The sequence below is a fragment of the Rossellomorea vietnamensis genome, assembly GCF_008180615.1.
GTDB lineage: Bacteria > Bacillota > Bacilli > Bacillales > Bacillaceae_B > Rossellomorea > Rossellomorea vietnamensis_D.
In genome coordinates this window covers 13,813-36,117 of sequence record NZ_VTEH01000022.1, presented here as the reverse complement: position 1 = coordinate 36,117, position 22,305 = coordinate 13,813, and the positions used below count along the sequence as shown (strand labels likewise).

21 protein-coding genes and 2 other annotated features (1 of these 23 only partly in view) are annotated in these 22,305 nt (G+C 43.6%); all 21 genes read right to left on the bottom strand.

Annotated elements, in window-relative coordinates; genetic code table 11:
• Positions 1-382: 382 nt before the first annotated feature.
• The 21 genes from tuf to cysE all read right to left on the bottom strand — a co-directional run bounded on the left by tuf (position 383) and on the right by cysE (position 21,876).
• Positions 383-1,573: an elongation factor Tu gene (tuf, locus tag FZC79_RS20370; RefSeq protein WP_113929753.1), complete on the bottom strand. Its 1,191-nt coding sequence runs from the start codon at positions 1,571-1,573 to the stop codon at positions 383-385.
• 129 nt (positions 1,574-1,702) lie between these two features.
• Entirely contained in the window at positions 1,703-3,781 is a 2,079-nt protein-coding gene (gene fusA, locus FZC79_RS20365; RefSeq protein ID WP_148941931.1) for an elongation factor G, read from the bottom strand.
• A gap of 48 nt (positions 3,782-3,829) precedes the next feature.
• On the bottom strand, positions 3,830-4,300 hold the full coding sequence (rpsG, locus tag FZC79_RS20360) for a 30S ribosomal protein S7 (RefSeq protein ID WP_113929751.1): 471 nt from the start codon (positions 4,298-4,300) through the stop codon (positions 3,830-3,832).
• A 51-nt stretch (positions 4,301-4,351) separates the two neighbouring features.
• Positions 4,352-4,774: a 30S ribosomal protein S12 gene (rpsL, locus tag FZC79_RS20355; protein ID WP_113929750.1), complete on the bottom strand. Its 423-nt coding sequence runs from the start codon at positions 4,772-4,774 to the stop codon at positions 4,352-4,354.
• 102 nt (positions 4,775-4,876) lie between these two features.
• Complete coding sequence (locus tag FZC79_RS20350; RefSeq protein ID WP_148948534.1) at positions 4,877-5,125, bottom strand: 50S ribosomal protein L7ae-like protein; 249 nt, start codon at positions 5,123-5,125, stop codon at positions 4,877-4,879.
• Positions 5,126-5,458: 333 nt separating this feature from the next.
• Entirely contained in the window at positions 5,459-9,052 is a 3,594-nt protein-coding gene (gene rpoC / locus FZC79_RS20345; RefSeq protein WP_148948533.1) for a DNA-directed RNA polymerase subunit beta', read from the bottom strand.
• Positions 9,053-9,107: 55 nt separating this feature from the next.
• Entirely contained in the window at positions 9,108-12,665 is a 3,558-nt protein-coding gene (gene rpoB, locus FZC79_RS20340) for a DNA-directed RNA polymerase subunit beta (RefSeq protein ID WP_148948532.1), read from the bottom strand.
• A 239-nt stretch (positions 12,666-12,904) separates the two neighbouring features.
• On the bottom strand, positions 12,905-13,510 hold the full coding sequence (locus FZC79_RS20335; protein WP_148948531.1) for a class I SAM-dependent methyltransferase: 606 nt from the start codon (positions 13,508-13,510) through the stop codon (positions 12,905-12,907).
• Between the two features lie 122 nt (positions 13,511-13,632).
• Positions 13,633-13,995, bottom strand: a complete 363-nt coding sequence (rplL, locus tag FZC79_RS20330; RefSeq protein WP_148941926.1) for a 50S ribosomal protein L7/L12 — start codon at positions 13,993-13,995, stop codon at positions 13,633-13,635.
• A 63-nt stretch (positions 13,996-14,058) separates the two neighbouring features.
• Complete coding sequence (rplJ, locus tag FZC79_RS20325; RefSeq protein WP_148941964.1) at positions 14,059-14,559, bottom strand: 50S ribosomal protein L10; 501 nt, start codon at positions 14,557-14,559, stop codon at positions 14,059-14,061.
• Positions 14,560-14,602: 43 nt separating this feature from the next.
• Positions 14,603-14,743: a sequence feature (ribosomal protein L10 leader region), on the bottom strand.
• A gap of 58 nt (positions 14,744-14,801) precedes the next feature.
• Positions 14,802-15,500, bottom strand: coding sequence for a 50S ribosomal protein L1 (gene rplA, locus FZC79_RS20320; RefSeq protein ID WP_148948530.1), 699 nt, complete (start codon positions 15,498-15,500; stop codon positions 14,802-14,804).
• Between the two features lie 121 nt (positions 15,501-15,621).
• A complete protein-coding gene (rplK, locus tag FZC79_RS20315; RefSeq protein WP_148941924.1) occupies positions 15,622-16,047 on the bottom strand; it encodes a 50S ribosomal protein L11 in 426 nt (141 codons plus the stop codon).
• A gap of 179 nt (positions 16,048-16,226) precedes the next feature.
• Positions 16,227-16,760, bottom strand: a complete 534-nt coding sequence (nusG, locus tag FZC79_RS20310; protein WP_148941923.1) for a transcription termination/antitermination protein NusG — start codon at positions 16,758-16,760, stop codon at positions 16,227-16,229.
• Between the two features lie 195 nt (positions 16,761-16,955).
• Positions 16,956-17,132, bottom strand: a complete 177-nt coding sequence (gene secE / locus FZC79_RS20305) for a preprotein translocase subunit SecE (RefSeq protein ID WP_113929740.1) — start codon at positions 17,130-17,132, stop codon at positions 16,956-16,958.
• 50 nt (positions 17,133-17,182) lie between these two features.
• Positions 17,183-17,332, bottom strand: a complete 150-nt coding sequence (gene rpmG, locus FZC79_RS20300; RefSeq protein ID WP_148941922.1) for a 50S ribosomal protein L33 — start codon at positions 17,330-17,332, stop codon at positions 17,183-17,185.
• An 85-nt stretch (positions 17,333-17,417) separates the two neighbouring features.
• Positions 17,418-18,065 carry an RNA polymerase sporulation sigma factor SigH gene (gene sigH / locus FZC79_RS20295; RefSeq protein WP_262372294.1) on the bottom strand — a complete coding sequence of 216 codons (648 nt, stop codon included), beginning with the start codon at positions 18,063-18,065 and terminating at the stop codon, positions 17,418-17,420.
• Positions 18,066-18,139: 74 nt separating this feature from the next.
• Positions 18,140-18,649 carry an NYN domain-containing protein gene (locus FZC79_RS20290; RefSeq protein WP_148948529.1) on the bottom strand — a complete coding sequence of 170 codons (510 nt, stop codon included), beginning with the start codon at positions 18,647-18,649 and terminating at the stop codon, positions 18,140-18,142.
• Positions 18,650-18,655: 6 nt separating this feature from the next.
• Entirely contained in the window at positions 18,656-19,399 is a 744-nt protein-coding gene (gene rlmB, locus FZC79_RS20285) for a 23S rRNA (guanosine(2251)-2'-O)-methyltransferase RlmB (RefSeq protein ID WP_148948528.1), read from the bottom strand.
• Positions 19,396-19,827, bottom strand: coding sequence for a Mini-ribonuclease 3 (locus FZC79_RS20280; protein ID WP_148948527.1), 432 nt, complete (start codon positions 19,825-19,827; stop codon positions 19,396-19,398). The genes rlmB and FZC79_RS20280 overlap by 4 nt, the downstream gene beginning before the upstream one ends.
• A 2-nt stretch (positions 19,828-19,829) precedes the next feature.
• Complete coding sequence (gene cysS, locus FZC79_RS20275; RefSeq protein ID WP_148948526.1) at positions 19,830-21,227, bottom strand: cysteine--tRNA ligase; 1,398 nt, start codon at positions 21,225-21,227, stop codon at positions 19,830-19,832.
• A complete protein-coding gene (gene cysE, locus FZC79_RS20270; RefSeq protein WP_252183416.1) occupies positions 21,217-21,876 on the bottom strand; it encodes a serine O-acetyltransferase in 660 nt (219 codons plus the stop codon). Before cysE ends, cysS begins: the two co-directional genes overlap by 11 nt.
• A gap of 329 nt (positions 21,877-22,205) precedes the next feature.
• Positions 22,206-22,305 (bottom strand) — a binding site (T-box leader); it runs 122 nt beyond the window's last position.

Genomic DNA, 22,305 nt, shown 5'->3' with positions numbered 1-22,305 from the left:
TATTATGATGAGGATTTTCCTTTTTAGTATAGTGTTTACTGGCTAAACACCCTATTATAATGAGGATTTTCCTTTTTAGTATGGTGTTTACTGACTAAACACCCTATTATAATGAGGATTTTTGTTTTTAGCATGGTGTTTTCTGGCTAATCACCCTATTATAATGAGGATTTTCCTTTTTAGTATGGTGTTTACTGACTAAACACCCTATTATAATGAGGATTTTAGTTTTTAGCATGGTGTTTATGTTTTAATAACTCTAAAATAATGTGGATTTTCATTTGAGCTCCTGAATGATTTCTACAAATATATAATCAAACCATATAAAAAAGCAGATGGGCTCCGGATCCCATCTGCTTTAGTATTAATCTAAGAGTAAAGACTACTCTTGGATAGTAGCAACTACTCCAGCGCCTACAGTACGTCCACCCTCACGGATAGAGAATTTAGTACCTTCTTCGATAGCGATTGGAGAGATTAGTTCAACAGTCATTTCAATGTTATCTCCAGGCATAACCATTTCTACGCCTTCAGGAAGATTACAGATACCAGTTACATCAGTTGTACGGAAGTAGAACTGAGGACGGTAGTTAGTGAAGAATGGAGTGTGACGTCCACCCTCTTCTTTAGAAAGAACATAAACTTCAGCTTTGAACTTTGTGTGTGGAGTGATTGTACCTGGCTTAGCAAGTACTTGACCACGTTGGATGTCTTCACGAGCTACACCACGAAGAAGAGCTCCGATGTTGTCTCCAGCTTCTGCATAGTCAAGAAGCTTACGGAACATTTCTACACCAGTTACAGTAGTAGATTTTGGCTCCTCAGAAAGACCGATGATATCGATAGTGTCTCCAACTTTAACTTGTCCACGCTCTACACGTCCAGTTGCAACTGTACCACGGCCAGTGATTGAGAATACATCCTCAACAGGCATCATGAATGGCTTTTCAGTGTCACGCTCCGGAGTTGGGATGTAGCTGTCAACAGCTTCCATTAGTTCGTAGATTTTCTCTTCCCACTCAGCTTCTCCTTCAAGAGCTTTAAGAGCAGAACCTTTGATTACTGGTACATCATCACCAGGGAAATCGTATTCAGATAGAAGGTCACGAACTTCCATTTCTACAAGTTCAAGCAACTCTTCGTCGTCTACCATATCACATTTGTTCATGAATACTACTAGGTATGGTACACCAACTTGGCGAGAAAGAAGGATGTGCTCACGAGTCTGTGGCATTGGGCCATCAGCAGCAGAAACAACTAGGATTCCGCCGTCCATTTGAGCAGCACCAGTGATCATGTTTTTAACGTAGTCAGCATGTCCTGGGCAGTCAACGTGTGCATAGTGGCGAGTATCTGTTTCGTACTCAACGTGTGCAGTAGAGATTGTGATACCACGCTCTCTTTCTTCTGGAGCACCATCAATTTGGTCATAAGCCATAGCTGTTCCACGGCCGTACTTTTTATGCAAAGTAGTCGTGATAGCAGCTGTTAATGTAGTTTTACCATGGTCAACGTGACCAATTGTACCGATATTAGCATGTTCCTTGGAACGATCGAATTTTTCCTTACCCATTTGGAAATCCTCCTTTAAATTATAAAAAATTAAGTATATTTTATATGGCTGCCAGAAGGCGGGGGTACCACCTTCTTAGACACCATAGCTTACACTAGTATTTATACTTGATTACAGCGAATAAATCAATTATTCACCTTTATTTTTTTTGATGATTTCTTCAGCGATTGATTTTGGAACTTCTTCATAATGGTCGAAGTGCATAGAGTATGTTCCGCGACCTTGCGTGTTAGAACGCAATGAAGTTGCATAACCAAACATTTCAGAAAGTGGGACGAAGGATTTAACTACTTGTGCGTTACCGCGAGCTTCCATACCTTCTACACGTCCGCGACGGGATGTGATATCACCCATGATGTCACCCATGTATTCTTCTGGGATAACAACTTCAACTTTCATCATTGGCTCAAGGATTGCTGGATCACACTTAGAAACTGCGTTTTTAAGTGCAAGTGATGCAGCTACTTTAAAAGCCATTTCAGAAGAATCGACGTCATGGTAAGAACCATCGACTAGTCTTGCTTTTACATCGATCAATGGATAACCGGCAATAACGCCATTCTCCATAGAGTCTGCTAGACCAGCTTGTACTGCTGGGATGTATTCACGAGGAACAACCCCACCAACAATACCATTTTCGAATTCGAAGCCTTTTCCTTCTTCATTTGGAGAGAATTCAATCCAAACGTGACCGAATTGTCCACGACCACCTGATTGACGGGCAAATTTACCCTCAACTTTAGCAGATCCGCGGAATGTTTCACGATAAGATACTTGAGGAGCACCTACGTTAGCTTCAACTTTGAATTCGCGTCTCATACGATCCACGATGATATCCAAGTGAAGTTCTCCCATACCCGCAATGATAACCTGTCCAGTTTCCTGGTCAGTATGCGCGCGGAATGTAGGATCTTCTTCTTGAAGTTTTTGAAGTGCCGTCGTCATCTTATCTTGGTCAGCTTTAGATTTAGGCTCAACAGATAGAGAGATAACAGGCTCTGGGAATTCCATGGATTCCAAGATTACAAGGCTCTTTTCATCACATAGAGTATCACCAGTTGATGTATCTTTCAATCCAACAGCAGCTGCGATATCTCCAGCATATACTGTTGAGATTTCCTCACGAGAGTTAGCATGCATTTGCAGGATACGTCCTACACGCTCACGCTTGCCTTTCGTAGAGTTTTGTACGTAAGAACCAGAATCAAGTGTTCCGGAATATACGCGGAAGAACGTCAGCTTACCAACATAAGGGTCTGTCATTACTTTAAATGCCAATGCAGAGAATGGAGCATCGTCAGTTGATGGACGAGTAACCTCTTCTTCTGTATCAGGAAGCATACCCTTGATGTCAGCAACATCAGTTGGAGCCGGAAGATAATCGATGACAGCATCGATTAGCAGCTGAACTCCCTTGTTTTTGAAGGCAGAACCACAAAGTACTGGATAGAATTCTACTGTGTTAGTTGCTTTACGGATAGCAGATTTCAATTCATCGTTCGTAAGTTCTTCTCCTTCAAGATATTTCATCATTAATTCTTCGTCAAGTTCAGAAACCGCTTCAATTAGTTTACCACGGTATTCTTCTGCTTGATCTTTATACTCATCAGGAATTTCACGAGCGTCAGCACGTGTACCAAGATCATCTTCATAGAAGTAAGCTTTCATTTCTACAAGGTCGATGATTCCTTCGAAATCGTCTTCAGCACCGATTGGAAGCTGAATAGGATGTGCGTTCGCTTGAAGACGGTCATGCATAGTTCCTACAGAGTATAGGAAGTCAGCACCGATTTTATCCATCTTGTTTACGAATACTACACGAGGTACGCCGTAAGTCGTTGCCTGGCGCCAAACTGTTTCAGTTTGAGGCTCAACTCCAGACTGAGCGTCTAGAACTGCTACTGCACCATCAAGTACACGAAGGGAACGCTCAACCTCAACAGTGAAGTCTACGTGTCCTGGTGTATCAATGATGTTGATACGATGGTCTTTCCAAGATGCTGTTGTCGCAGCAGATGTGATCGTGATTCCACGTTCCTGCTCCTGCTCCATCCAGTCCATCTGAGAAGCACCTTCGTGAGTTTCACCGATTTTGTGAATACGTCCAGTATAGAAAAGGATACGCTCTGTTGCAGTTGTTTTACCAGCATCGATGTGAGCCATGATACCGATATTACGAGTCTTTTCTAAGGAGAACTCTCTAGGCATGTCGTCTTTCTCCTTCCATTAATGAAAATTATTTTATATAGTAGAAGATTACCAACGGTAGTGAGCAAACGCTTTGTTTGCTTCCGCCATTTTGTGCATATCTTCACGCTTCTTAACAGAAGCACCTGTGTTGTTTGCTGCATCAAGGATTTCATTAGCTAAACGCTCTTCCATCGTCTTTTCACCGCGAAGACGAGAGTAGTTTACTAACCAACGAAGACCTAAAGTAGTACGACGCTCTGGACGAACTTCTACAGGTACTTGGTAGTTTGCACCACCAACACGACGTGCTCTTACTTCCAATACCGGCATGATATTTTTAAGAGCTTGGTCGAATACTTCCATAGCATCTTTGCCAGAACGCTCGCTGATTAGATCAAACGCAGCGTATAGTTTCTTTTGAGCTTTACCTCTCTTACCGTCAATCATAATTTTGTTGATTAGACGAGAAACTAATTTGGAATTGTACATTGGATCTGGAAGTACATCTCTTTTTGCTACAGGACCTTTACGTGGCATGTGTTTTCCTCCTTTCAACGAAAATAATCTATTCGTTAAATTAGTTCTTTATTATTTTTTAGCTGCTTTAGGACGCTTAGTACCGTATTTAGAACGGCCTTGCATACGGCCTTCAACACCAGCTGTATCCAACGCACCGCGAACGATGTGATAGCGTACCCCTGGTAAATCCTTTACACGTCCGCCGCGGATTAACACGACACTGTGCTCTTGAAGATTATGGCCAATCCCAGGAATGTATGCAGTTACCTCGATTCCGTTAGTTAAACGTACACGAGCGTATTTACGCAACGCTGAGTTTGGTTTCTTTGGAGTCATTGTACCAACACGAGTACAAACACCGCGCTTTTGTGGAGAAGAAAGGTTAGTGTTTACTTTTTTGAAGCTGTTGTAACCTTTATTCAACGCTGGTGAAGTTGACTTTGTTGATTTAGACTGGCGTGGTTTACGCACTAATTGATTAATAGTAGGCATGTAAATATCCTCCCTTCTTATATTTTATAAGCCCACACATCCAGGTGGTTCATTTTTGTGTAAAAACAAAGTCTTTGCAGATCTCTAACTGCAAAAACTATTTTACTTAATAATAGCAACAGCTGCCGCTCCAACTTCAATTCCGCATGACTTCCCCAGCTTTCGCATGGAATCAACTCGTGCCACTGGAACATCCATCTCATTGGCTGCTTGTATTACCTTGGAAGTTACTTTGTGATCAGCATCATCAGCTACGACCAATTGTGTTACAAGTCCATTTTTAAGAGCTTTGACTGTCTGCTTTGTTCCTACAATGATTTCACTAGCCTGTGATACTTTTTCATAAGACATTATTTCATCCTCCAAAGTAACAGGTTACAGTATAGGAGCAACCTTGAATATATTATCATCTTAAAAAACTATTGTCAACAACAGAAATGAATATTTTTATAAGTGCGGGCGGTTATAGTTCATCTAGAAACTAATTTTCATGATTTCCGCTCCAGGTGTACGACTCCGCGGGGCTCGCGGTGAGCCTCCTCAGCTTTGCCTCCGGGGTCTCACCTGTCGAGCTTTTCCCGCAGGAGATCGTACACCTTACGCTCCAATCAAAGAGTGAAGCAGAAAAGCGGTCAAATCATATTAAAATTCCTGCAGATATTTTTTAACGCTGCGCATTATAAATTATTCTACTGTTACTGTTTCTTCTTTTTGTTCCATCAATGGTTCTGCTCTGCGGTAACGCTGCATACCTGTTCCAGCCGGAACAAGTTTACCAATGATGACATTTTCTTTCAAGCCGAGCAATTCATCGCGCTTGCCTTTGATCGCCGCATCAGTAAGGACACGTGTTGTCTCCTGGAAGGATGCTGCAGACAAGAATGAATCTGTTTCAAGAGAGGCTTTTGTAATACCGAGCAGTACCGGACGGCCGGTTGCAGGTATATCCCCATCAAGAATGGCTTTTTCGTTGGCATCCGTAAACTGGTGGATGTCGAGCAATGTACCAGGCAGAACTTCGGTTTCACCTGCATCGATTACTCTGACTTTTCTCAGCATTTGACGTACCATAACTTCTACGTGCTTATCGCCGATTTCAACACCCTGCATACGGTAAACCTTTTGTACTTCACGAAGCAGGTACTCCTGCACTGCGTTTACGTCCTTGACTTTCAATAGTTCTTTAGGATCAATGGAACCTTCAGTGATTCCCTCACCTCTGATTACTCGATCATTGACACCATATTTCAAGCGGGCCGTATACGGAGCAGTATAAGTCCTTGTTTCCACTTCGCCTTGTACTGTGATTTCATATTGACGGTCCTTGCCTTCGGAAATGGAAGTAATGACACCTTCAATTTCTGAGATGACAGCCTGCCCTTTTGGATGGCGGGCCTCAAAGATCTCCTGGATACGCGGAAGACCCTGAGTGATATCGTCTCCTGCAACCCCTCCTGTATGGAAGGTACGCATCGTAAGCTGTGTACCCGGCTCACCGATGGATTGTGCTGCAATGATACCGACAGCTTCCCCGACTTCGACTTTTTGGCCGGTAGCAAGGTTGGTGCCGTAACACTTCTCACACACGCCATGGCGCGTATTACAAGTGAATGCGGAGCGGATATATACGGTTTCAATGCCGGCATCAATGATAGCCTTGGCAAGATCCTGAGTAATAAGTTGATTCTCCTCAACCATCACTTCATCCGAGGATGGATGCTTGATCGCTCTGCGGGAATATCTTCCGATCAGGCGCTCTTCAAGCGGTTCGATGATTTCGGTGCCATCTTTGATGGATGCAACATGAAGGCCGCGGTCCGTTCCGCAATCTTCTTCACGGACGATGACATCCTGTGCAACATCAACAAGACGGCGTGTAAGGTAACCAGAGTCAGCTGTTTTAAGCGCCGTATCGGCAAGACCTTTACGGGCACCGTGAGTGGAGATGAAGTACTCTAGTACTGTCAGACCTTCACGGAAACTTGACTTGATTGGAAGTTCGATAATACGTCCAGCCGGGTTGGCCATGAGTCCGCGCATACCTGCAAGCTGAGTGAAGTTGGATGCATTACCACGGGCACCTGAGTCACTCATCATGAAGATCGGGTTGCTTCGGTCTAGTGTAGCCATTAGTTTGCCTTGGATTGTATCCTTGGCAGCACTCCAGATAGAGATTACTCTGTCATAGCGCTCATCTTCTGTAATCAGACCACGCTTGAACTGCTTCAGAACGTTGTCCACTTTGGATTGAGCTTCTGTCAGAATCTCTTCTTTCTCGGCCAGTACGACGATATCAGCGATACCAACAGTGATACCTGCTTTAGTAGAGTATCTGAATCCAAGGTCCTTCATGCGGTCAAGCATACGGGATGTTTCTGTGATCGCAAAGCGTTTGAAGACTTCAGCGATAACATTCCCAAGGAATCCTTTTTTGAATGGATTAATCAGTTCTCTATTTTTAAACTCTTCTTTGATGTCCGTATTTGGATCAACGAAGTACTGCTCAGGAGTTACTGTTTCCAGGTTGCTCTGAGTAGGTTCATTGATAAACGGGAAGCTGTCAGGAAGAATTTCATTGAAGACAATTTTTCCGACAGTAGTCAAAAGAAGCTGTTTATTTTGTTCTTCAGTGAACGTTTTATTGTTAAGCGATGATGCTGCTACTGCGATACGGGAGTGCAAGTGCACATAACCGTTCTGGTAGGCAATCAGAGCTTCGTTAGCATTGCTGTAAGTGGTTCCTTCCCCTTTGGCACCTTCGCGTTCCATTGTCAGGTAGTAGTTACCTAGAACCATATCCTGTGATGGAGTTACAACCGGTTTACCGTCTTTCGGGTTAAGGATATTTTGAGCTGCGAGCATCAGCATTCTTGCTTCAGCCTGCGCTTCAGCTGATAAAGGTACATGGACCGCCATTTGGTCACCGTCAAAGTCTGCGTTATAAGCAGTACACACAAGCGGGTGAAGGCGGATTGCCCTTCCTTCTACCAATGTCGGTTCAAACGCCTGGATTCCCAGTCTGTGAAGAGTCGGGGCGCGGTTAAGCAGAACAGGGTGCTCTTTGATTACCTCTTCAAGGACATCCCATACTTCAGGCTGAATTCTTTCGATTTTGCGTTTCGCACTTTTAATGTTGTGCGCAATGCCTTTTTCGACAAGTTCCTTCATAACGAAAGGTTTGAACAATTCAAGGGCCATTTCTTTAGGAAGTCCGCACTGATACATCTTCAGGTTAGGACCAACAACTATTACGGAACGGCCTGAGTAGTCAACACGCTTTCCAAGAAGGTTTTGACGGAAACGTCCCTGTTTCCCTTTAAGCATATGAGAAAGGGATTTTAACGGTCTGTTACCAGGACCCGTTACAGGACGGCCTCTACGTCCATTATCGATCAGTGCATCTACTGCTTCTTGAAGCATACGCTTTTCATTTTGAACAATGATGCTCGGTGCGCCAAGATCCAATAAACGCTTCAAGCGGTTATTACGGTTGATTACACGGCGATACAGATCATTAAGATCTGATGTCGCAAAGCGTCCACCGTCAAGCTGTACCATCGGGCGCAGCTCTGGAGGGATTACTGGCAGAACATCAAGGATCATCCAGTCAGGATCATTTCCTGAGTTCCTGAATGATTCGACTACTTCCAGTCTTTTGATTGCACGAGTACGGCGCTGGCCTTGAGCAGTTTTCAATTCCTCTTTCAGAAAATCGGCTTCTTTATCGAGGTCGATGTCCTGTAAGATTTTTTTGATTGCCTCGGCACCCATAGCTGCCTGGAACTTCACACCGTATTTTTCACGGTATGCACGATATTCTTTTTCAGAAAGAAGCTGCTTTTTCTCAAGAGCAGTATCTCCCGGCTCTGTTACTACATAGGAAGCGAAGTAGATGACTTCTTCCAAAGCACGGGGGGACATGTCTAAGACAAGTCCCATACGGCTTGGAATTCCTTTAAAGTACCAGATATGCGATACAGGTGCAGCAAGCTCGATGTGCCCCATTCTTTCACGGCGCACTTTTGCTTTTGTAACCTCTACTCCGCATCGGTCACAGACTACACCTTTATAACGGACACGCTTGTATTTTCCGCAGTGGCATTCCCAGTCCTTCGTTGGTCCGAAAATACGCTCGCAGAACAAACCGTCCTTTTCAGGTTTTAACGTACGATAGTTGATTGTTTCCGGCTTCTTGACTTCACCAAATGACCAAGAACGAATCTTGTCAGGTGATGCAAGGCCGATTTTCATATATTCAAAGTTATTAACATCTAGCAAGGGGCCTACCTCCCTTTTAATCTACAGGTTCTAACCCTAATTGCTCCGAATCCGGCTATTCTTTCGACCCAACTGTTTCGGATTCTTGTTGATCCTTGTCTGCGATATTTAAAGTATCTGCCTGCTGTGATTCATCTTCATCTTCCATGTCACGCATTTCGATTTCTTCGTCATTGCTTGAAAGGATTTTAACGTCCATACCTAAACTTTGAAGTTCTTTGATCAATACTTTGAATGATTCCGGAACACCTGGTTCAGGTACATTTTCACCTTTGACAATAGCTTCATAAGTCTTCACACGACCGACAACATCATCCGATTTGACTGTAAGAATTTCCTGCAGTGTATAAGCGGCTCCGTATGCTTCAAGAGCCCATACTTCCATCTCACCGAAACGCTGTCCGCCGAATTGGGCTTTACCGCCCAGCGGCTGCTGTGTAACAAGTGAGTACGGCCCAGTTGAACGGGCATGAAGCTTATCGTCAACCATGTGAGCAAGTTTGATCATATACATGATACCGACCGACACACGATTATCGAATGGTTCTCCGGTACGTCCGTCGTAAAGGACAGTCTTGGCATCTCTCGCCATGCCTGCCTCTTCGATAGTGGACCAGACATCCTCCTCACGCGCACCATCAAATACTGGTGATGCTACATGAATTCCCAGGTATCTCGCTGCCATACCAAGATGAAGCTCAAGCACCTGTCCGATATTCATACGGGATGGAACGCCAAGCGGATTCAACATGATATCGATCGGTGTTCCATCTGGAAGGAACGGCATATCTTCTTCAGGAAGGATACGCGAGATAACACCTTTGTTACCATGTCGCCCTGCCATTTTATCTCCCTCAGAGATCTTACGTTTCTGAACGATATAAGCACGGACAAGCTGGTTTACACCTGGAGGAAGTTCGTCTCCGTCTTCACGGTTGAAGACTTTAACATCCAGTACGATACCGCCGCCTCCGTGAGGTACACGAAGAGATGTGTCACGGACTTCACGTGCTTTTTCACCGAAGATTGCATGAAGCAGTCTTTCTTCAGCTGTAAGTTCAGTTACACCTTTAGGCGTCACTTTACCGACAAGCAGGTCTCCGTCTTTCACTTCTGCACCGACACGGATAATTCCGCGTTCATCAAGATTGCGAAGCGCATCTTCACCGACATTCGGGATATCACGGGTGATTTCTTCAGGTCCAAGCTTTGTATCCCTGGATTCTGATTCATATTCCTCAATGTGGATGGATGTATAAACATCATCCTTCACAAGGCGTTCACTCATGATGATGGCATCTTCATAGTTGTAACCGTCCCATGTCATGAAACCAACCATTACATTACGCCCAAGAGCAAGTTCACCTTTTTCCATTGAAGGGCCGTCTGCAAGAATTTCACCTTTTGTCACCCTGTCACCTTCACTTACGATCGGGCGCTGGTTGTAACATGTTCCCTGGTTGGAACGGATGAATTTCTGCATTCTGTATTTATCTAGATCGCCTTTAACTTCCTGGCCATCAATTTCTTTAATCTGGCGCACCCAAACTTGTTTCGCTTCTACACGCTCTACGATGCCTTCATGCTTACAGATGACAGCAGCACCGGAATCCTTAGCGGAAACGTGCTCCATCCCTGTCCCGACAATCGGGGATTCAGGATTCATCAGAGGCACAGCTTGTCGCTGCATGTTCGCTCCCATAAGGGCACGGTTAGAGTCATCGTTCTCAAGGAAAGGAATACAAGCTGTTGCAGCAGATACAACCTGCTTAGGTGATACATCCATATAATCGATGCGCTCACGTTTAACAACTGTATTCTCCCCGCGGAAACGGGCGATGACTTCATCGTCAAGGAAAGAACCGTCGTCACTCAGGCGTGCATTCGCCTGTGCTACAACATAGTTATCCTCTTCGTCTGCAGTCAAGTAATCCATACGGTTCGTTACCTTCCCTGTGTCAGGATCGACACGGCGGTAAGGAGTTTCAATGAAACCGAAACGATTCACTTTTGCAAATGAAGATAAAGAGTTGATCAGTCCAATGTTCGGACCCTCTGGTGTTTCGATCGGACACATACGCCCGTAGTGGGAGTAGTGAACGTCACGGACTTCAAAGCCTGCGCGTTCTCGTGTAAGACCGCCTGGCCCTAATGCTGAAAGACGTCTCTTGTGAGTCAGTTCAGCCAGCGGGTTCGTTTGATCCATGAACTGAGAAAGCTGAGAACTTCCAAAGAACTCTTTAATAGATGCAATAACAGGACGAATATTGATCAATTGCTGAGGAGTGATCGTGTTCGCATCCTGAATGGACATTCTCTCGCGAACAACACGTTCCATACGGGAAAGACCGATCCTAAATTGGTTTTGAAGCAATTCACCAACAGAACGAAGGCGTCTGTTGCCCAGGTGGTCGATATCATCGGTGTCACCGACTCCGTGCAGCAAGTTAAAGAAGTAACTGATAGAAGAAATGATATCAGCAGGTGTGATATTCTTAATTTCTTCTTCTACAAATGCGTTACTGATAACATTGATCTCTTTTTCTCCCTCTTCATTAGGAGAATAGATTTTAATAGACTGAAGAACTACATCATCTTCCAAAACGCCGCCAGCCTGCTGATAGGTTTTGAAGCCGATGCCGTTTTCTAAGTACGGAATGACTTTGTCCAGAGCACGTCGGTCAAGCACTGTGCCCTTCTCTGCCACAATCTCCCCTGTTTCCGGATCAGCAAGCGTTTCAGCCAGTGTCTGTCCGAACAAACGGTTTTTGATATGCAGCTTTTTATTCATTTTGTAGCGCCCTACATTTGCAAGATCATATCTTTTAGGATCAAAGAAACGTGAAACCAAGAGACTCTTTGCATTTTCTACTGTAGGCGGCTCACCCGGACGAAGGCGCTCATAGATTTCCAAAAGCGCTTTCTCGATACCCTCGGTGTTATCCTTTTCGAGAGTATTGCGGATATACTCATTATCACCAATAAGATCGATGATTTCTTGATCAGAACCAAACCCAAGTGCACGCATTAGAACCGTTACCGGTAATTTACGTGTGCGGTCAATACGCACATGCACTACATCTTTCGCATCTGTTTCATATTCCAGCCACGCACCGCGGTTTGGAATAACGGTAGCAGTGAAGCCTTTCTTGCCGTTTTTGTCCATTTTGCCGCTGAAGTAAACACTAGGCGATCGAACAAGCTGTGATACAATAACGCGTTCAGCACCATTGATCACGAACGTTCCCGTTTCTGTCATCAGCGGGAAATCGCCCATAAATACATCCTGGTCTTTAACTTCGCCGGTTTCCTTGTTCAACAAACGGACTTTGACTCTTAACGGCGCTGAATATGTTACATCTCGCTCTTTTGATTCTTCCACCGAGTACTTTGGCTCCCCAAGGCTATAATCAATAAATTCCAAGGAAAGATTACCAGTGAAGTCCTCAATCGGAGAAATGTCGCGAAACATCTCTCTTAATCCCTCATCAAGAAACCATTGATAGGAGGATGTTTGAATTTCGATTAAATTTGGTAAATCTAATACTTCACTGATACGCGCAAAACTTCTGCGTTGGCGGTGTCGTCCATACTGAACTAGTTGACCTGTCAACTGATTCACCCCTCAAATCAAACGTTTTGGTTGCCTCTATATGTCTTAAAGTAGTACAACCACTCTACTATAAGACAAAAAGAAAAAGGGTTTTACTCCATAAAACCTCATTTTCCACATAACGAGCTATTATTTTATAATCTTTTCCATATAATCCAAACTTTATACATATGGACATAATACCGGAAAATAATATTTTTGCATTTTATAATACTAACATAGCCCCTATGTTACGTCAATTAATTTTCTTTTACGGATTTTAAAATCTGATAGCCTTTTTTCTTGGCTGCTATTTCAACATTTCCATAGATATCTTCCATCTTTTTTTCGGCTGAGGCTGCACCTTGTTTCTTTTGTATAACAACCCACAACTCTCCGCCTTCAATCAAATGGTTATAACTGTCTTCAAGTATTTCGTGAACAACTGATTTGCCCGCGCGGATTGGCGGATTGGTAAGAATCGCTGAGAATTCCTTCTCGTTAACCTTCTCGAAGCAGCTGCTCTCATAAATAGACACATTGTGTATCCCGTTTTTTTCAGCATTTTCTTTTGCAAGTCCCAGTGCGCGTTCATTGACATCAACCATATGCACCGTGCGGCCGGGAAAACTTTTCGCCATCGAAAGACCGATTGGTCCGTATCCGCACCCTACATCCAGCAGGGGGCCGTCCTGTCCATTTTCGGCAAATGAGTCAATTAGAAGACGGGAACCAAAATCGATTTCTTTCTTTGAAAAAACACCTTGATCCGTTTTCAAGCGGAATTTAAAATCTCTCAACACTATCTCTATCATTTGAGGATCGCTTTTCACCTCAGGTGTGCGGGAATAATAATGATTCGTCATTACAAGCCTCCCATCCGGGGTGATCACCCGATTATCTGCACAAAGGATGTACCCGCCTGGTTCTATCAACTAACAGAACAAAAAAGCCCGCTATATAAGCGAGCTTTTAAATCTGTCGTGAATTACTTAACTTCTACGCCAGCTCCAACTTCTTCAAGTTTAGCTTTAAGTTCTTCAGCTTCCTCTTTAGAAATGCCTTCTTTAAGAGCTTTTGGTGTGTTGTCAACAAGTTCTTTCGCTTCTTTAAGACCAAGGCCTGTGATTTCGCGAACAACTTTGATAACTTTAATTTTTTGAGAACCAGCGCTCTCAAGAACAACGTCGAATTCAGTTTGCTCTGCAGCAGCGTCTCCGCCAGCTCCACCAGCAGCAGCTACAGGAGCAGCAGCAGTTACACCAAATTCTTCTTCAATAGCTTTTACAAGATCGTTTAAATCAAGAACAGACATTTCTTTAATCGCATCGATAATTTGCTCTTTACTCATTTTATATTTCCTCCTATATTGTATGGATTGTTTTTAATTTGGTTTGCAAGCTAACTTGCAGGATTAAGCGCCTTGCTCTTCTTTTTGATCCGCAACTGCTTTTGCAGCCAACGCGAAGTTGCGCATTGGAGCTTGAAGCACGCTGAGAAGCATAGAAAGAAGACCTTCGCGAGATGGAAGTTCAGCGATCGCTTTAACTTCTTCTACAGAAGTGACCGTGCCTTCGATAATACCCGCTTTGATTTCAAGAGCTTCGTGGTCTTTAGCAAAGTTGTTGATTATCTTAGCTGGAGCCACAACCTCTTCTGTACTGAACGCAATCGCGCTCGGTCCAGTCAATACTTCATTCAAACCTTCGAAACCAGCTGCTTCAGCGGCACGACGCGTCATTGTATTTTTGTATACTTTGAAGTCGATGCCAGCTTCACGAAGTTGTTTACGAAGTTCAGTAACCTCAGATACATTCAGTCCACGGTAATCTACAATGATAGTAGATACACTGTTTTTCATCTTATCCGAGATCTCATCAACGATTTGTTTCTTTTGATCAAGAATGCTGCTCATCATTACACCTCCTGTAGATTTCTGATGAACATTTATACCGGCCTATCACAATAAAAATGCCTTCATATCAAGATAGACATGAAGGCATTGCAGACGAATCTTCCGAATCGTTATATCGCAATTACCTCGGCAGGAATTTAAGCTTTGCAGCACCTGCTGTCTACGGTACAAATGTTATTTATTTTTTAACAACAGAATGAATTATATATCACTCAATCCGTTAAGTCAATATCAAATTAAAATTATTTTACTGCGAATGTTGAAGGATCTACTTTCACTCCAGGACCCATTGTTGAAGTGACAGCTACATTTTTCATGTAAGTTCCTTTAGCAGCAGCTGGTTTAGCTTTAAGCATTGTATCGTACATCGTAGTTAAGTTTTCAACAAGCTTGTCAGTGTCAAATGATACTTTGCCGATTGGCACATGTACATTTCCAGCTTTATCAGCACGGTATTCTACTTTACCTGCTTTGATTTCGTTAACTGCTTTCTCAACATCGAAAGTTACTGTTCCTGTTTTAGGGTTTGGCATTAAACCTTTTGGTCCAAGCACACGGCCAAGTTTACCAACTTCACCCATCATGTCAGGTGTCGCAACGATTACATCGAAATCGAACCAGCCTTGGTTGATTTTCGCGATAAGGTCTGCATCGCCTACGAAGTCAGCGCCAGCAGCTTCTGCTTCTTTCGCTTTTTCGCCTTTAGCGAATACAAGAACTTTTTGAGTTTTACCAGTTCCGTGCGGAAGAACAACCGCTCCACGGATTTGCTGGTCGTTTTTACGAGTGTCTACTCCAAGACGGAAAGCCACTTCTACTGATGCGTCAAACTTAGCAAAGTTTGTCTTTTTCACTAATTCAACCGCTTCTGATGCAGCGTAGTTCACAGAACGGTCAACCAGCTTTTGAGCTTCAAGATATTTTTTACCTTTTTTAGCCATTATAATTTCCTCCTAGATTGTGGTTTTAGCGGAATAACCTCCCACGAATAAAGGTTGCGAGTGAAACAACCATTTCATCATCGCAACCTCGTCCAACATGCACATTCAACTAATTTGAGTATTAGTCTTCGATGACAATACCCATGCTGCGCGCAGTACCTTCAACCATTAACATAGCCGCTTCAACACTAGCTGCGTTTAAGTCAGGCATTTTTGTTTCAGCGATTTCACGTACTTTGTCACGCTTAACCGTTGCAACTTTGTTACGGTTTGGTTCACCAGAACCAGACTCGATGCCAGCTGCTTTCTTAAGTAAAACTGCAGCAGGCGGAGTTTTAGTGATGAATGTAAATGAACGGTCTTCAAATACCGAAATTTCAACAGGGATAATCAAGCCAGCTTGATCAGCTGTGCGAGCATTAAATTCCTTACAGAATCCCATGATATTAACACCAGCTTGACCAAGTGCTGGACCAACCGGCGGCGCTGGATTTGCTTTACCAGCAGGGATTTGCAACTTTACAACTTTAACTACTTTTTTAGCCACGAGACACACCTCCTTAAAGTCCGTGATGTGGTAATAGGGCCAGTATTGCCCTCCCACTCATTTAATAAATGTCTTTATCAACATAAAGAACTTGATTTGTAGTACAGCAGTCTCTCGCAGAGACAGACTGACTTATGAAATATTATCACTTATCCAAATTAATTTCAAGTTCTTTTAAATTATAATTTATCAATTTGTGTAAATTCGAGCTCCACCGGAGTTTCACGGCCGAACATATTCACGAGCACTTTCACTTTTCCTTTTGCAGCATCGATCTCTTCGATTGAACCTGTGAAGTTGGCAAAAGGACCCTCTGTCACAGTTACTGTTTCTCCTAATTCGAAGTTCACTTCCATCCTTTTCTCTACCATACCCATCTGTTTCAGGAGTGAATTTACTTCTTCAGGAAGAAGCGGTGTTGGTTTTGACCCTGAACCGGTCGATCCGACGAATCCTGTCACACCAGGCGTATTCCGCACTACATACCAAGAATCGTCTGTCATGACGATTTCCACGATGACGTAACCCGGGAACACTTTCTTCTTAACTACTTTTTTCTTGCCGTTCTTAATTTCTGTTTCTTCTTCTTCCGGAACAACCACGCGGAAGATTTTATCTTGCATCCCCATCGATTCAACACGTTTTTCCAGATTAGCTTTTACTTTGTTTTCATATCCTGAGTAAGTATGGACCACATACCAGTTTTTCTCCATTTGTTAGGACTTAAAGTCCGTCCCTCCTCTAAATTACATAATCATTATTTTCGCCCAAATGAAAAAACCCGGTTTTAACGGGTTCCTAGAAGTTTTGCGCTATTAAATGTCATTATACCATGAATACTGCATCTATATACAATGCATTCTGTATTTCTCCATCATCGGCTCCAGGCAGTCTGAAGCCTTAAAGATTTATCTGCCGGGAATAAGACGGATGAGTTCAGAAATCCCTAAATCTATCACTGTGAAGAATAGTGCAACAAAAATAACAGTGGAAATGACTGTGATTGTGTAGCGGGTAAGTTCTTTGCGTTTAGGCCAGCTTACCTTTTTCATCTCTGATGAAACATTGCTAAAGAATTTAAACATCTGTTGTTACCTCCAACTTGTATATATCACCGGGCATTTATAGTAAAATCTTACTTTGTTTCTCTATGGACAGTGTGTGCATTGCATGTGCTGCAAAACTTCTTTAATTCCAGTCTATCCTGCTTGCCGCTTCTATTATTCGGAGCGGTATAGTTCCGGGAACCACATTCATTGCAAGCTAAAATAAGCTTGTTGCTCATATATCTCACCTGCTGTGCTTTATACTGATTTAATCTTATCAAAAATAACACGGAGGTGACAATGTGTCAACAAGGCCTCCGTACACTACAGTGTGATTTCCCTTACTTCCAAATATCTTTCAAGCTTCCGTTTAACCCTCTGCAAAGCATTATCTATCGATTTAACATGACGGTTTAATTCCTCAGAGATTTCCTGATAGGATTGGCCGTCAAGGTAAAGTGACAGTACTTTTCTTTCCAGATCACTTAAAAGTTCAGCCATCTTGTCTTCCATACTGTCAAACTCTTCCCGGTTGATAATCAACTCTTCCGGATTAGTAATTTTGGCGCCTGTTATGACATCCAGAAGGGTCCTGTCTGATTCTTCATCATAAATAGGCTTGTCCAATGACACATAGGAATTTAACGGAATATGCTTTTGGCGTGTCGCTGTTTTGATGGCAGTGATAATCTGCCGTGTAATGCAAAGCTCGGCAAATGCTTTAAAGGAAGTCAGCTTGTCCTCTTTGTAATCGCGGATCGCTTTATATAACCCTATCATGCCTTCCTGGATGATATCCTCTTTATCGGCGCCTATCAAAAAGTAAGACCTTGCTTTCGCTCTCACAAAATTCCGATATTTTTTAATAAGAAAATCCAGCGCTTCACTTTCCCCTTGGTGAACCATCTCAATCACGGCTTCGTCGTCCATCGTCTCTAGTAGAGCTTTCAGTTCTCCTGTGCTGCTGTGAATGTCCACACATATCCCCCTCGCGGAAACAATAGATAGAAATATTATACAGTACTTTTTTTGAAAGCGTCAACAGGTCATTGCTGCCCTCTGCGCCATTTTTCAAAAATTTCTGCCACTTCTTCTGTTAATGCGATCTTGGAGGAAGGCCTTTTCTCCGAGGATTTCCTTACATTTCTTTCAATCTTTTTCTGGATGGTCTGCATCTCATTAAAAAGTTCACGGGCGGATTTCCTCAATGCCCCCTGCCCGAATATGGCCCATTGTTCAGTGAAATCAGAGGTAGCAACGTAGATCTGTGTTTTAATATTATTGAGTTCGATCGCCAGCTTCTCAATTCTTTCATCAGCCGTCTCATTTTCCCTGGTAAAAAATACATCAACTTTATAATTCTTGTATTTTCTTTCAATCCCAGTAACGTAGTGGGCATCAAATACAACGATTACTCTGTAACCTGTATACCCTTGATATTCCGCCATGCTTTCCACCAAGCGGTCTCTGGCCGCAGCAAGGTCCTTATTCTTAAGTTCCCTGAGCTCCGGCCAGGCCCCGATAATGTTGTAGCCATCAACAAGGAGGATGTTCATGATCCCCTACTCTCCTAAAGGATGGCGTTTACGGTAGACCTCATACATCAAAATGCTGGCTGCGACAGAAGCGTTCAACGATGTCACATGTCCAACCATAGGCATCTTAATAAGAAAATCGCATTTCTCTCTTATTAAACGGCCGATTCCTTTCCCTTCACTGCCGATGACTAAGCATATCGGCAAAGTTCCATCTAGCCTGCGGTAATCGTCCGCACCCTTGGCATCCGTTCCCGCTACCCAGACTCCTCTTTCCTTCAATTCGTCAATGGTCTGCGCAAGATTGGTAACCCGCGCTACCGGAATATGTTCAATCGCCCCTGTCGACGCCTTCGCCACTGTAGCTGTAAGCCCAACGGCCCTTCTCTTCGGAATGATGATTCCATGCACACCTGAAGCATCGGCCGTTCTCATGATGGATCCCAGATTGTGCGGATCCTCCAGTTCATCCAGCATCAGGAAGAAAGGAATTTCCCCCTTTTGTTCTGCCCTGGCATACAGCTCGTCCATTTCGGCGTACTGGTAAGCTGCCACCTGTGCCACCACACCCTGATGGTTATCCCGGACCATTCCCTCGATCTTTTGCTTTGGTACAAATTGGACTAGAACCTTCTTTTCCTTAGCAAGCGAAGTAATCTGTCCCATCGATCCTTTTTGAGAGCCTTCTGCAACCCAGATCTTATTGATATCCCTGCCTGACTTTAGTGCTTCTAAAACGGGATTTCTCCCTCCAATAAATTCACTGCTCATGCTGATCCTCCTTTCTTAATTTCGGTCGAATTTTCTATTAAAACAGTGCGAATTAGTTCTTCCAGCCTGTCTTTACGGTTTTGAAGAAATAAATAGCCGATCAAGGCTTCAAAAGCGGTGCTGTAACGGTACGTCTGCACGTCTGTATTCTTGGGTATCGTCCCGGACTTTGCATTTCGGCCCCTGCGGACAATTGCCATCTCTTCTTCGGAAAGCACCTCTTCATCAGACAGCCTCTTAAGGGCTGCCGCCTGCGCTTTGGCTGATACATAGCCTGTCGCTGCACGATGTAGATGGTTCGGCTTCAGCCTTCCCGACTGAAGAAGGTGCTGCCGTACATATGTTTCATATACGGCATCCCCCATATATGCCAGTGCCAAGGCATTCATTTGTTTGGCATCTATGTTTTCATTTTGCTGATATAACATGTTTACCCTCTTTTCCAGCGTGTGCCCTGGGCAGTATCTTCCAGAATGATATTCATTGCTTTCAGCTTGTCGCGCAGCTGGTCGGCAAGCTGGAAGTCACGGTCTTTACGCGCCTGGATCCGCTGGTTGATCATTTCTTCGATTTCTTCATCCAGCAGTTCCGCTTCTTCAAGCTTCAGTCCCAGAACCTCGAAAAATTCCTGGAAGTGCTTTGAGAAAGCATCAATGACAGTAGTCGATGTGTTCTTTTCCATCAAGTAATAATTTGCCTGCCTTGAAAGCTCGAACAAGACAGAAATGCCGTTTGCTGTATTAAAATCATCATCCATCTCTTCTATGAACTGGTTTTTGAGTGAAACGAGTTTTTCCAGCCATTCTTCATTATTGTCTGTCAGCTCTGCAGAAACCTCTTTCCGGTGCTTCAGGTTCTCATAGGATGTCTTCAAACGGTCCAAACCTGATTTTGCATTTTCCAAAAGTTCCAAGTTGTAATTGATAGGGTGGCGGTAGTGAACAGACAACATGAAAAATCGTAACACCTGAGGATCCTGTTCTTTAATAATATCGTGAACAAGGACAAAGTTCCCAAGAGATTTGGACATTTTTTCATTATCGATGTTGATATATCCGTTGTGCATCCAATAACGTGCAAAAGTCTGGTTATTCAATGCCTCGGATTGGGCAATTTCATTTTCATGATGAGGGAATGCCAAATCCTGCCCGCCGGCATGGATATCGATGGTTTCACCCAAGTACTTCTTTGCCATTGCAGAGCATTCAATATGCCAGCCCGGCCTTCCTTGTCCCCAAGGGCTTTCCCAGAAGATTTCCCCTTCTTTGGCAGCTTTCCATAGAACAAAGTCGAGGGGATCTTCCTTCTTGTCTCCCGCTTCAATGCGGGCTCCCACTTTCAAGTCATCAATCGATTGATGAGAAAGCTTTCCATAGCCATCAAACTTCCTTGTTCGATAATAGACATCTCCTTGTGATTCATAGGCATACCCTTTCTCAATCAAAGCCTGGATAAATTCAATGATGATATCCATACTTTCTGTCACACGCGGATGGACATCCGCTCTTTTGCAGCCAAGGGCTTCCGTGTCTTCATGATAAGCTGCGATAAAGCGCTCTGCGACGGCCGGGACATCTTCTCCCAGTTCATTCGCTGCCTTGATTAATTTATCATCGACATCCGTGAAATTTGAAACGAAATTAACATCGTACCCTCTATATTCAAAGTAACGGCGTACGGTATCAAATACTATAGCAGGGCGCGCATTCCCGATATGGATATAATTGTAAACAGTCGGTCCGCAGACATACATCTTTACTTTGCCTTCTTCGAGCGGTTTAAATTCTTCTTTCTGCCTTGTGAGGGTATTGAATAGTTTAATGGTCATCTTGCCGGATTTCCCCTTTCTTTTCTGCTTCTTCAAGCTTTTGTTTCAGTGCCAGTATCTGATTTTCCAAATCGGTACATCGATCTGCCACCGGGTCCGGCAGATCAGTATGGTTAAAATCTTTCACCTTCACACCATCTTTAATGACGACCTTGCCGGGGATGCCCACCACAGTCGAATTAGCCGGCACATCTTTCAGGACAACCGAGCCTGCTCCTATTTTAGAATTCTCCCCAACAATGATGGAACCTAATACTTTTGCGCCTGTTGCGACTAATGCATTGTCCCTGATTGTCGGGTGTCGCTTCCCTTTCTCTTTTCCCGTTCCACCCAAGGTCACTCCCTGAAAGATCGTCACATTGTCACCGATTTCACACGTTTCCCCTATGACGACCCCCATGCCATGGTCAATGAAAAAACGTCTGCCGATCACCGCTCCCGGATGGATTTCGACCCCTGTAAAAAAGCGGCTCAATTGAGATATCACCCTTGCCAGGAAGTAAAATTTGCGTTTATAAAAAGCGTGAGCAAGCCTGTGTGCCCAAATCGCGTGCAGTCCCGAATACGTTAAGATGACCTCAAGTGAATTTCTTGCTGCCGGGTCCTGGTCAAAGACGGTCTGAATATCTTCTCTAAGATGTTTGAACAACTGAACTCCCTCCTTTCGTGAACCTTTCTGCAGAAATGACTTTATATACTCAAGCAGTTTCTTTAATGCTGCTTGCGGCTGTTTACCTGAACACCTGCATTAATGGCATAATTAGTTTTTTAAAAAGGCTGTTTTCGCATATATTGTTATTTTCTGATAACCCCGGGTACTACGAGTTTTATCTTTTATGGGGAAAAAGCAGCTCTTTTCTTTTCGAGATTACCGTATTTTTTCCTTCTTGAGATTGATCTTTATCGGAATCAGTATCAAATAACAGCAAAGTTTACGAAAAGAGCCTTAGAAAAACAAAAAAAGCGCCTCTGTCCATAGACAGAGACGCTTTCGGCGCGGTTCCACTCTGTTTGGGTAAAACGAATTGTTTCTCCCCAACTTTAGTCCCTTGTAACGGAAGGAAACCGCCTTTACATA